Source organism: Rhodococcus sp. WWJCD1 (assembly GCF_002258735.1).
Classification (GTDB): Bacteria; Actinomycetota; Actinomycetes; order Mycobacteriales; family Mycobacteriaceae; genus Rhodococcoides.
In genome coordinates this window covers 562,902-574,693 of sequence record NZ_NOXY01000020.1, presented here as the reverse complement: position 1 = coordinate 574,693, position 11,792 = coordinate 562,902, and the positions used below count along the sequence as shown (strand labels likewise).

At 63.8% G+C, this 11,792-nt stretch carries 11 protein-coding genes; all 11 read right to left on the bottom strand.

The features are described from left to right. Positions 1 to 25: 25 nt before the first annotated feature. The gene (gene tuf, locus CH286_RS15100) at positions 26 to 1,216 is read right to left on the bottom strand and encodes an elongation factor Tu (protein WP_032380840.1); all 1,191 of its coding nucleotides are present in this window, start codon (positions 1,214 to 1,216) and stop codon (positions 26 to 28) included. A gap of 102 nt (positions 1,217 to 1,318) precedes the next feature. Continuing rightward, positions 1,319 to 3,421 carry an elongation factor G gene (gene fusA / locus CH286_RS15095; RefSeq protein WP_032380505.1) on the bottom strand — a complete coding sequence of 701 codons (2,103 nt, stop codon included), beginning with the start codon at positions 3,419 to 3,421 and terminating at the stop codon, positions 1,319 to 1,321. A gap of 95 nt (positions 3,422 to 3,516) precedes the next feature. Beyond that, on the bottom strand, positions 3,517 to 3,987 hold the full coding sequence (rpsG, locus tag CH286_RS15090) for a 30S ribosomal protein S7 (RefSeq protein WP_003941856.1): 471 nt from the start codon (positions 3,985 to 3,987) through the stop codon (positions 3,517 to 3,519). Position 3,988: 1 nt separating this feature from the next. Further along, a complete protein-coding gene (gene rpsL / locus CH286_RS15085; RefSeq protein WP_008714048.1) occupies positions 3,989 to 4,363 on the bottom strand; it encodes a 30S ribosomal protein S12 in 375 nt (124 codons plus the stop codon). Positions 4,364 to 4,656: 293 nt separating this feature from the next. Continuing rightward, positions 4,657 to 5,184, bottom strand: a complete 528-nt coding sequence (locus tag CH286_RS15080) for a DUF3558 domain-containing protein (RefSeq protein ID WP_037153558.1) — start codon at positions 5,182 to 5,184, stop codon at positions 4,657 to 4,659. Further along, positions 5,181 to 5,702 (bottom strand): DUF3558 domain-containing protein, encoded by a 522-nt coding sequence (locus tag CH286_RS15075; RefSeq protein ID WP_094609573.1) that lies wholly within the window; start codon positions 5,700 to 5,702, stop codon positions 5,181 to 5,183. Before CH286_RS15075 ends, CH286_RS15080 begins: the two co-directional genes overlap by 4 nt. 89 nt (positions 5,703 to 5,791) lie before the next feature. Further along, positions 5,792 to 7,195 (bottom strand): guanine deaminase, encoded by a 1,404-nt coding sequence (locus tag CH286_RS15070; RefSeq protein WP_094609644.1) that lies wholly within the window; start codon positions 7,193 to 7,195, stop codon positions 5,792 to 5,794. A 60-nt stretch (positions 7,196 to 7,255) separates the two neighbouring features. Further along, positions 7,256 to 7,882, bottom strand: a complete 627-nt coding sequence (locus tag CH286_RS15065; protein WP_032380839.1) for a TetR/AcrR family transcriptional regulator — start codon at positions 7,880 to 7,882, stop codon at positions 7,256 to 7,258. A gap of 25 nt (positions 7,883 to 7,907) precedes the next feature. Further along, a complete protein-coding gene (locus CH286_RS15060; RefSeq protein WP_094609572.1) occupies positions 7,908 to 8,660 on the bottom strand; it encodes an enoyl-CoA hydratase family protein in 753 nt (250 codons plus the stop codon). Then, on the bottom strand, positions 8,660 to 9,820 hold the full coding sequence (locus CH286_RS15055) for an acyl-CoA dehydrogenase family protein (protein ID WP_032401976.1): 1,161 nt from the start codon (positions 9,818 to 9,820) through the stop codon (positions 8,660 to 8,662). The genes CH286_RS15060 and CH286_RS15055 overlap by 1 nt, the downstream gene beginning before the upstream one ends. Next, entirely contained in the window at positions 9,817 to 11,790 is a 1,974-nt protein-coding gene (locus tag CH286_RS15050; protein WP_094609571.1) for an acetyl/propionyl/methylcrotonyl-CoA carboxylase subunit alpha, read from the bottom strand. The genes CH286_RS15055 and CH286_RS15050 overlap by 4 nt, the downstream gene beginning before the upstream one ends. Between the last annotated feature and the right edge of the window lie 2 nt (positions 11,791 to 11,792).

The following is an 11,792-nucleotide window of genomic DNA, read 5'->3' as shown; positions in this document are numbered from 1 at the left end:
TTTTGTGGAGCAGGGTGAAACTAGGTCACTTGACGATCTTCGTGACGCGACCGGCTCCGACGGTACGACCGCCCTCACGGATTGCGAAACGGAGGCCGACATCCATGGCGACCGGCTGGATCAGCGTGACGGACATCTCGGTGTTGTCACCGGGCATGACCATCTCGGTGCCCTCGGGGAGGGTCACAACGCCCGTAACGTCCGTGGTACGGAAGTAGAACTGCGGGCGGTAGTTGTTGAAGAACGGCGTGTGGCGGCCGCCCTCGTCCTTCGAGAGGATGTAGGCGTTGCCCTCGAACTCCGTGTGGGGAGTCGTGGTGCCGGGCTTGATGATGACCTGTCCACGCTCGACGTCTTCGCGCTTGATGCCACGAACGAGGAGGCCGACGTTGTCGCCTGCCTGCCCCGAGTCGAGCAGCTTGCGGAACATTTCGATTCCGGTGACGGTGGTCTTGGTCGAGCCGGGGCGGATGCCGACGATCTCGACCTCTTCGTTGACGTTGACCGAGCCGCGCTCGATACGTCCGGTTACCACGGTGCCACGACCGGTGATGGTGAAGACGTCCTCGACGGGCATGAGGAACGGCTTGTCGGTCTCACGGACGGGATCCGGAACGGAATCGTCGACGGCCTGCATGAGCTCCAGAACCGACTCGCCCCACTTCTCGTCACCCTCGAGTGCCTTGAGTGCGGAGACCTTGATGACCGGTGCGTCCTCGTCGAACTCCTGCGAAGCGAGGAGCTCGCGGACCTCCATCTCGACGAGCTCGATGATCTCGTCGTCGTCGACCATGTCGGCCTTGTTCAGTGCGACCAGGATGTAAGGAACACCGACCTGGCGGGCGAGCAGCACGTGCTCGCGGGTCTGCGGCATCGGGCCATCGGTAGCTGCCACGACCAGGATTGCGCCGTCCATCTGAGCCGCGCCGGTGATCATGTTCTTGATGTAGTCGGCGTGACCCGGTGCATCGACGTGCGCGTAGTGGCGCTTCTCGGTCTGGTACTCGACGTGGGAGATGTTGATCGTGATACCACGAGCCTTCTCCTCCGGAGCCTTGTCGATCTGATCGAAAGCCGATGCCTCGTTCAGGTCCGGGAACTTGTCGTGCAGAACCTTGGTGATTGCAGCCGTCAGCGTCGTCTTACCGTGGTCAACGTGACCGATGGTGCCGATGTTGACGTGCGGCTTCGTCCGATCGAACTTCGCCTTCGCCACTGTGTGTCCTCCTGGACTGATCTGTGCGTACCCCTGCGGGGCAAGCACGCGTATGTGTTGTTACTTATTACAGGTCGAGCGTGGTCCAGCAAACGAAGAGAATTACTCTCCGTTGACCTTCGCGATGATTTCCTTCGCTACGTTCGCGGGAACTTCTGCGTACGAATCGAAGACCATGGAGTAGTTAGCGCGGCCCTGCGTCTTCGACCGAAGGTCTCCGATGTAGCCGAACATCTCCGACAGCGGAACCAGTGCCTTGACGATACGGGCACCGCTGCGTTCCTCCATGGCCTGGATCTGACCACGGCGGGAGTTCAGGTCGCCGATGACCTCACCCATGTAATCCTCGGGCGTGATGACCTCGACGGCCATGACGGGTTCGAGAATGACGGGGCTGGCCTTACGGGCGGCTTCCTTGAACGCTTGTGAGCCGGCGACCTTGAAGGCCATTTCCGACGAGTCGACATCGTGGTACGCACCGTCGAGCAGTGTGACCTTGACGTTGACCAGCGGGTATCCGGCGAGAACACCGTACTGCATGGCGTCCTGAGCACCTGCGTCGACCGAGGGGATGTACTCCCTGGGCACACGACCACCGCTGACCTTGTTCTCGAACTCGTAGGTCGCGCCGTCTTCGCCCTCGAAAGGCTCGAGCTTGATGATGACCTTCGCGAACTGGCCGGAGCCACCGGTCTGCTTCTTGTGCGTGTAGTCGTGCTTCTCGACCGTCTTGCGGATGGTCTCGCGGTACGCGACCTGCGGCTTGCCGACGTTGGCCTCGACCTTGAACTCGCGACGCATACGGTCGACGAGGATGTCGAGGTGCAGCTCGCCCATGCCGCCGATGACGGTCTGGCCGGTGTCCTCGTCCAGCTTCACCGAGAAGGTGGGATCCTCTTCGGCGAGCTTCTGGATGGCTGTTCCCAGCTTCTCCTGGTCGGACTTGGTCTTCGGCTCGATCGACACCTGGATGACCGGGTCCGGGAAGCTCATGGACTCGAGGATGATCTGGTTCTGCGGATCGCAGAGCGTGTCACCCGTCGTGGTGTCCTTGAGGCCGATGACGGCGTAGATGTGACCGGCAGACGCGGTCGCGATCGCGTTCTCCTTGTTGGAGTGCATCTGGAAGAGCTTGCCCAGACGCTCCTTCTTGCCCTTGGTCGAGTTGATGACCTGAGCGCCGGAGTCGACCTTGCCCGAGTACACCCGGACGTAGGTCAGCTTGCCGAAGAAGGGGTGCGTCGCGATCTTGAACGCGAGAGCTGCGAACGGCTCGTCTGCGGACGGCTTGCGAGTGATCTCCTTCTCCTCGTCGCCGACGGCGTGTCCGATGGTCTCGGCAACGTCGAGGGGAGACGGGAGGTAGTCGATGACCGCGTCGAGCATGGGCTGAACGCCCTTGTTCTTGAACGCGGATCCACACAGGATCGGGTACAGCTCGCTGTTGACCGTCATCTTGCGGATGGCGCCCTTGATCTCGTCGATCGTGAGCTCTTCGCCACCGAAGTGCTTCTCCAGAAGCGCTTCGTCGGACTCGGCCACGGTCTCGAGCAGCATGGTGCGGTACTCGTCCGCGCGCTCCTTGAGGTTTTCCGGGATCTCCTGGATCTCGTACTTCTCGCCGAGCTTGGTCTCGCCACTCCACACGAGAGCCTTCATCTGCACGAGGTCGATGACGCCCTCGAAATCGTTCTCTGCGCCGATGGGCAGCTGGATGACCAGCGGCTTGGCACCGAGACGATCGATGATGGTCTGCACGGTGTAGTAGAAGTCCGCGCCGAGCTTGTCCATCTTGTTGACGAAGCAGATGCGCGGCACGTCGTACTTGTCGGCCTGACGCCAGACCTGCTCGGACTGCGGCTCGACACCTTCTTTGCCGTCGAACACTGCGACAGCGCCGTCGAGGACGCGGAGCGAGCGCTCCACCTCGACGGTGAAGTCGACGTGACCGGGGGTGTCGATGATGTTGATCTGGTTGTCGTTCCAGAAGCACGTCGTGGCAGCAGAGGTGATCGTGATGCCACGCTCCTGCTCCTGCTCCATCCAGTCCATGGTGGCTGCGCCATCGTGAACTTCACCGATCTTGTAGGAGATACCGGTGTAGAAGAGGATGCGTTCGGTAGTGGTGGTCTTGCCGGCATCGATGTGGGCCATGATGCCGATGTTGCGGACCTTGTTGAGGTCGGTCAGCACGTCCTGTGCCACGAGTTAACCCGCCTTGGTGTTGGAAGAGGTATTGCCTGAGCTGATCAACGCTCCGGCGGTATCGGATAGTTCCGAATACCGCCCGAGCGAGGAGATCACCAGCGGTAGTGGGCGAACGCCTTGTTGGCTTCGGCCATCTTGTGAGTGTCCTCGCGACGCTTCACAGCGGCACCGAGGCCGTTGCTGGCGTCGAGCAACTCGTTCGCCAGACGCTCGACCATGGTCTTCTCACGACGAGCGCGCGAGAACGTGACCAGCCAGCGCAGTGCCAGCGTGGTGGAGCGGCCGGGACGAACCTCGACGGGCACCTGGTAGGTGGCACCACCGACGCGACGGCTGCGAACCTCGAGGGCCGGCTTGACGTTGTCGAGTGCACGCTTGAGCGTGACGACGGGGTCGGTGCCGGTCTTCTCGCGAGCCTGCTCGAGCGCCTGGTAGACGATGCGCTCTGCGGTCGACTTCTTGCCGTCGAGGAGGATCTTGTTGACGAGCTGCGTGACCAACGGCGATCCGTAGACCGGGTCGTTGATCAGCGGCCGCTTGGGTGCTGGGCCCTTGCGTGGCATATCAGCTCTTCTCCTTCTTGGCTCCGTAGCGGCTGCGAGCCTGCTTGCGGTTCTTGACACCCTGGGTGTCGAGCGAGCCGCGGATGATCTTGTAACGCACACCCGGGAGGTCCTTCACACGACCGCCGCGAACGAGCACCATCGAGTGCTCCTGCAGGTTGTGACCCTCACCGGGGATGTATGCGGTGACCTCGACCGAGGAGGTCAGGCGAACACGCGCGACCTTACGGAGAGCGGAGTTCGGCTTCTTGGGGGTGGTGGTGTACACGCGAGTGCACACGCCACGGCGCTGTGGACTGCCCTTGAGGGCAGCGGTCTTCAGTTTCGCAACCTTGTCGGTGCGACCCTTACGGACCAGCTGGTTGATCGTTGGCATAAACCGGCTTTCTTCGTGTCGATAAACAGGGATCTAGCAGTTGGAGCAAGAGAACACTGCTCCTCACCCGGTACTGCTGCTGCTCCAGTACTGCTATCGCGGGTCTCTTGCACCCCGCGGTCGGGTGTGTCGCATACCCCCACACGTCCAGCCGGTTGCGCGCTCTTCGATCGAACGTGCGCACGGCTGTACCTCGCATAGGCACACAAACGGTCCGGCCAGGCCGGACACGACCCATAACGATACCCGGCGGCGCGGCCTCGGGTCAAAACACCCTTCGCCCGGTACGCAACCTATCTGCTCAGGTTGAGTGTGAGGTCGGCCAGCTTCGCCGCGGCCTGGCAGGGATCGGGGTGCGCGACATCCGGCTGATACTGCACCCACCACCCGAAGATGCCCGCCTGATCTGCACCGGCCGAGACTCCGCACGACGCGGAATCGTTCGGACGCTGGGCCTGTATTGCCTTGCGGCCCTGCACTGTTGTGTCGCTGACGGTGTACATCATCTTCTCGTCGGCGGCCCGCTCGGCAGCGAGGGTGCCGGACTCGAACCAGTTGAACGTCACCTTCACCGTGCCCGCGGAGCCGATCAGATCCCATCGGCAGATGGCCCCGAAGAAGCCGCGCGCGATGTCTTCGGCACCGGTGGCGTCCACGATCTGGTCGTCGGAGACGGCATCACACTCGGTCAACAACTTGGTGAATTCTTGACTACCCGAGCCGGCGAAGCTCGCCGGCCGCGGCGTGCCCTCGACCGTCTGGGCGCATCCGGCGACGAGCAACAGGGTCGACGCCGCCGCGATCACTTGTCTGCGCGTCATTGCTTGCGCTCCACCGTCAGCTGTGCGAGCTCGTTTCCGACGTCGCAGGGCGGGCGCGCGGCGGGTTGGTCGGAGTACGTGATGGACCAATGAAAGAAGTCGTCGCCGAACTGGACGCCGATCTCGCACAGCGTGCCCTGCTCGGCCTCGAACCCGGGGTTGCCGTCGATCTCGATGTCCTTGGCCGGACGGCCGATCAGCTCGGAGCCTGCGCGTTCACGTCCGATCGGGCTGCCTCGGTACCAGGAGAAGCTGACGCTCGGACCACTGAAGACCACGGTCTCCCACTGGCAGCCGACGGAGTTGCGGGTGATCTGGGAGAACGGGCCGGCTCCGAACGCCGATTGCACCTCGGCGTCGGTGATCGAGCCGCATTCACCGAAGAACGGACCGGGCTCGTACGCCCCGGTGGTCGTCGTCGCTGCCTCGGTCGAGGCATCGGCGGCGTCGGTATCGGAACCACCGCAGCCCGCGACCAGCGCGGCGACTGCGGTGATCACCAGTGCCACTCGCTTCATGCGGTCCTTCGCGTGTTGTCCGATCCTGCAGTTCGACGTTTACAGCAGTTCGACGCCGCACTGAACCTATCAATCGGAGGGCATTCCAGTCATGTGCCGTGCACAGCGCGTCCCTGCACGTACACGCCGACGATGGCAGGCTCGCGCATCGCCAGCAGCAGGGCGAACAGGGTCTGGTCTCGGGCCAGTTCGGCATCGTCGGCGCGAACACCGTGGTCGATCGCTGAAGCCAACTGCGGCCACGCGGACGGATCGACGACGACAAAATCAGCTTCCTTGCCGGTGTCGAAATTGCCGATCCGGTTCTCCATGTCCAGGGCGCGCGCCCCGGCGAGAGTCCCGGTGAACAGCAGTTCCGCCGGGTGCAGCGACAACCCGTCGTCCCCGGCCTCGGAGATGTGCACCTTGAAGGCGTCGGCGAGCACCTGCGGTAGCAACCATTCGTCACCGCCGCCGAAGTCCGAGCCGATGGCGATGTTCACTCCTGCGGCGACGGTTCGCTTCCACGGCATCGTGCCCGAGCCCAGAAACTGTTGCGAGGTAGGACAGTGCGCGATGGAGGTGCCGGTCTGGGCCATCCGCTCCAGTTCGACGTCCTGGCAGTGAACCGCGTGCGCCAGAATGGTTCGCCTGCCGAGAAAGCTCTTGCCGCCGACCTGCGAGCCCGGCAGAAACTTGCCGTCGTAGGTGTCGAGGTAGGTATCGACCCCGTAGGCATTCTTGGTGGCGTCGATCTCCCCCGTGCCCGGCCGATTGTTCTCGTTGAGGTGCGTGTGGAAGTAGACGCCGCGGTCGCGCACCGAGTCGTAGAGCTCGCCGAGGTTCTTCAGCGTCTCGGCCGTCACCGAGAGCGAGAACCTCGGTACGACGGCCACGTGCAGCATCGCCGTGTCGACGTCGCCGGTATCGGCGGCGTGCCACTTCTCGATCTCCTCCGACACCAGACGGATGGCCTCGTCCTCACCCGTGATCAACGCCTGTGCCGAAGCCGGGCCGGTGGTCTGCACACCGCGGCCACTGACGATGCGCAATCCGTGCTCGAGCGTCTCGGAGAACAGCGAATCCTGTGCGTGTGGAAATGCCGACCCGAACACCATCGCCTGCGTGGTCCCGGCCCGGATGCGTGCGGCGCAGAAGTTTCTGGCCGCCGCCGCGGCGAACTCTGGATCGGCAAAGCGAGACTCGGACGGGAAGATGCACGTGTTCAGCCATTCGAGAAGCTGACCGCCGCCGTAGGAATCGCCGGCGTAGGTCTGCGGAAAGTGAATGTGGGTGTCGACGAATCCAGGCAGCAGAAACCCCGGTCGATGATCGGCAACCGCCACGTCTGCGAATCGGCTTGGGAGAGAATCGAACTCACCGCAGAACTCGATGATGCCGTCGTCGCCGACGACAAGGGCACCGTCGGGAATCGACACCAGCGCGGTTGCGGCGTCCGTCACGGTGGGCGAGCCTGCAACGTGAAAGATGTGGCCGCGGTGCACGCGTGCGATATCGGAAGTCACCCGCCAGACTCAAGCACAGGTTCGTCGGTGCTGCAGAGCCTGTGAGTTCTACCCAGCTACCGAACCGGCGACGACGGAGTGCCTCGCGCCCAGCGATGCGTCGAGAACATCGGCCCACGTGCGGACGATTTCGACGCGTCGACGCGCGTCGTCGGTGAGGACATCGGCGAGTCCGAGACCACGGGCGAGGTCGAGCGTCGCCTGCACGAGGCGGTGGGTCACGGGGTCGTTGTCGTCGACCCCGAGGTTCTCGACGGCCATCTGGTGGGCACGGCGACCGAACCGTTCTTCGAGGGGCACTATTCGATCGCGCAACTCGGGATCGGCCGAGGCGGCCGTCCACACCTGCAGTGCGGCTTTGAACATCGGGCCGGTGTAGTACTCGACGAGCCGCTCCACGACGAGCTTCGTCCGCCCCGGCCCCGGCGGAATGTCCTGTGCTTCGCGCCGCGCGTCGTCCATACGAGTGTCGAACATGTACTCGAGGGCACCGGTGATGAGGTCCTCACGCGTCGGGAAATGGTGTTGGGTCGCACCGCGCGAGACCCCGGCGCGCTCGGCGACGACACCGACCGTCGTTGCGACCCAGCCCTGCTCGGCGAGCGAGTCGATCGTCGCCTCGAGCAGTCGCTGGCGCGTCACCCTGCTGCGGTCCTGCTTGGGTTCGCGCGCCATCACCATCTCCCTGCTCCTTCTCGACCTACTTTTCGACCGCCCAGGACGGAGGTCTCTTCTCCAGAAAGGACATCATCCCCTCTCGGGCCTCGTCCGATGCAAACAACCTGGCCGATTGCTCGGCAACTGCCGTCCCTCGCTCGTCGATCTCGCGTCGGATCGCCGCGGTGGTGAGCTGTTTGGACTCGGCCAGGCCCTGCGGCGAACACTTCCGAAACATGATCATGTAGTCGGCCACCGCTGCCGCGGGAACGGCGTCGGCCACGGTGACCAGACCGATCGCCTCGGCGGTAGCACCGTCGAACGTCTCCCCGGTGAGGAAGTAGCGACTCGCCGCACGAGACGAAAGCCGCGGCAGCACAGCAACGGAGATGACCGATGCCGCCAGGCCGAGGCGAACCTCCGTCAGCGCGAACGAACTCTGGGGTCCGGCGACCGCAATATCGCAGGCCGCGACGAGCCCCATTCCACCTGCGCGCACATGCCCTTCGATCTGCACGACGACGGGTTTAGGGGTGTCGATGATCAACCGCATCAGGTCGAGCATCTGCCGGGTGCGCAGCTCCGGTGACGATCCGGCTTCTCGGAGGTCGGCTCCGGCACAGAACGTGGTGCCGGTGTGGCCGAGCACGATCGTTCTGACGTCGTCGTCGTGCGCCGCAGCGATGAGGCCCGCTGTCAGCTCCTCGACCAACACCGACGACAGCGCGTTTCGGTTCTGCGGCGAATCCAACGTCAAATACGCTGTGTCTTTGCCCGACTCGACGAGAACGGCCATCAGTAGCTCCTGGGCAGTCCGAGCGAGTGCTGGCTCACGAAGTTGAGGATCATCTCCCTGCTCACCGGAGCCACACGGGCGATACGGGCGGCCCCGAGCATCGCAGCCAATCCGTACTCGCTGCTCAAGCCGGCCCCACCGTGGGTCTGGATCGCCTGATCGAGCGCCTTGATGCTGGCCTCGGCGGCAGCGTACTTGGCCATGTTCGCAGCCTCGGCCGCTCCGAAATCGTCGCCGGAGTCGTACAGCACCGCCGCTTTCTGCATCATCAGCTTGGCGAGCTCGAGCTCGATCTTGCACTGCGCCAACGGATGAGAAAGACCCTGGTGCGCACCGATCGGCGTCTTCCAGACCGTGCGCTCCTTGGCATACTTCACCGCTGCGTCGATGGCGTACCGGCCCATGCCGATGGCCATCGCGGCCCCGAGAATGCGTTCGGGGTTCAGGCCCGCGAACAGCTGCATCAGAGCGGCATCGGCCTCACCGACGAGCGCCTCGGCGGGCAGCCGGACGTCGTCGAGGAACAGCACGAACTGGTGATCGGGCTCGACGATGTCCATCTCCATCTGCGTCTTCTGCAGTCCCGGAGCGTCGGTGGGCACGATGAACAGGGCCGGCTTGAGCTTGCCGGTCTTGGAATCCTCTGTCCGCGCGACGATCAAGACCGCATCGGCCTGGTCGACACCGGAGATATAGATCTTGTTGCCCTTGAGAATCCACTCGTCGCCATCTCGGCGGGCGGTAGTGGTGATCTGATGCGAGTTGGATCCGGCGTCGGGCTCGGTGATCCCGAAGACCATGATCTTGGACCCGTCGGCCAGAGCGGTGAGCCACTCCTGCTTCTGATCTGCCGTGCCGTACTTGCCGATGATGGTGCCGCAGATCGCCGGGCTGACGACGACGAGCAGCAGACCGGCACCGTGCGCAGCAAGCTCTTCCTGAACGAGCGCGAGCTCGTAGATGCCTGCGCCGCCACCGCCGTATTCCTCGGGCAGATTGACGCCGAGGAACCCAAGCTTGCCTGCCTCGTTCCACAGTTCGGTCAGTGGCTCACCCTTGCGCGCTTTGGGCAGAACGTAGTCGATGTAGTTGTAGCGCTTGCCCAGCGACGAGACTGCGTTGCGCAGCCCCTTCTGCTCTTCGGTCTCGATGAAACTCATGATTGCTCCGCTCCCTTTTCTGTGACCACGGCAAGAACAGCACCGACTTCGACTTGCTGACCTTCTGTGACGTTCAATTCGGTGAGCACACCATCTGCAGGTGCGGTCACTGTGTGTTCCATCTTCATCGCCTCGAGCCACAGGATCGGTTGACCGGCGATGACGGTATCGCCCTGCGCAGCAGCGATTCTGATGACGCTGCCCGGCATCGGAGCCAGCAGCGACCCCGCAGCCACCTCGTCGGTGGGGTCGGTGAACCGCGGTGCCCGGACCAGACGGACCGGCCCGAGCGCAGAATCGACGAACACGTCCGAACCGTAGCTGTGCACCTCGAAGATGCGACGAATTCCGTTGTCGTCGAGCGTCACCGATGTGGGTGCGTACTCGACGAGTTCGACGCTGTCCAGCGAGACACCGCCCACCGAGGAAGTCAGGCCACTGCGTCCGATCGAGTATTCGACCGTTCTGTCGTCGTAGGTTTTTCGCTGCGGCTGCGACCGGAGGTTGCGCCAGCCGCCGGGCAGTCCACGGTTCACACGTGCCTGCGCCGTGTTGTGCGCCGCGTCCGCGAGCGCTGCGGCGAGCGACGACAGCTCCATGCCGCGACCCTGCGCGATCGGTAGCGACAGCACATCGAGGCCGTGGGTATCGAAGAATGCGGTGTCGGTGTCGCCGGCCAGAAACGACGGGTGCCGCAGGATGTTGACCAGCAGATCTCGGTTGGTCTTCAGTCCGTGAATGGTGGCTCGCTGCAACGCTTTGGCCAGCAGATTCGCCGCCTGGTCTCGCGTCGGTGCGAACGAGATGACCTTCGCGAGCATCGGGTCGTAATGCGTGCTCACCACACTGCCGGACTCGACGCCGGAATCGACTCTGATTCCAGCCTTCGCGAGAACCTCGAACTGCGCGCCAGGGATTTCGAAGCGGTGTACGGCACCGCTCTGCGGCTGCCAGTCCTGGGCCGGATCCTCCGCATAGAGGCGAACTTCGATGGAGTGTCCGCGCGCCGCCGGCTGCTCGGCGGGCAACCGCTCCCCCGCCGCCACCCGAATCTGCAGCGCCACCAGATCCAGACCCGTCGTGCATTCGGTGACCGGGTGCTCCACCTGCAGACGAGTGTTCATCTCGAGGAAGAAGAAGTTGCCCTTCTCGTCGGCGAGGAATTCGACGGTGCCCGCACCTTCGTAGCCGATGGCCTCGGTGGCGAGTGTTGCTGCATCGAAGAGTTTCTCGCGCATACCATCGATGCGTTCGACGAGCGGTGACGGCGCTTCTTCGACGACCTTCTGGTGACGACGTTGGATCGAGCATTCACGCTCGCCCACTGTCCACACGGTGCCGAACCGGTCGGCCATGACCTGAACTTCGATGTGTCGGCCGGTCTCGATGTAGCGCTCGACGAACACCGTTCCGTCACCGAACGCCGACAGCGCTTCTCGCCCCGCAGCTTCGATTTCGGACTGCAGCGTGTCGAGGCTGCGCACGATCCGCATGCCGCGACCACCGCCACCAGCGGAGGCCTTGATCAACACCGGGAGTTCGTTCTCGGTGACGGACTCGGGATCGAGCTGCGTCAGTACCGGCACTCCGGCGTCGGCCATCATCTTCTTGGACTCGACCTTCGAGCCCATCAGCTCGATGGCCTTGACGGGCGGCCCGATCCACGTCAAACCGGCGTCGAGGACCTGTCGGGCGAATTCCGCGTTCTCGGAGAGGAATCCGTATCCCGGATGCACAGCGTCGGCCCCGGCCTGTACCGCCGCTGCGATGACGAGCTCGCCACGAAGATAGGTCTCGGACGAGCTGTTGCCGGGTAGGCGCACAGCGGAGTCCGCCTCGCGCACGTGCGGGGAATTGGCGTCTGCGTCGGAGAACACCGCGACGGTGTCGATGCCTTCGGCGCGGCAGGTGGTGAAGACGCGGCGGGCGATCTCGCCGCGGTTGGCTACGAGGACGGACGATACGGTCATGG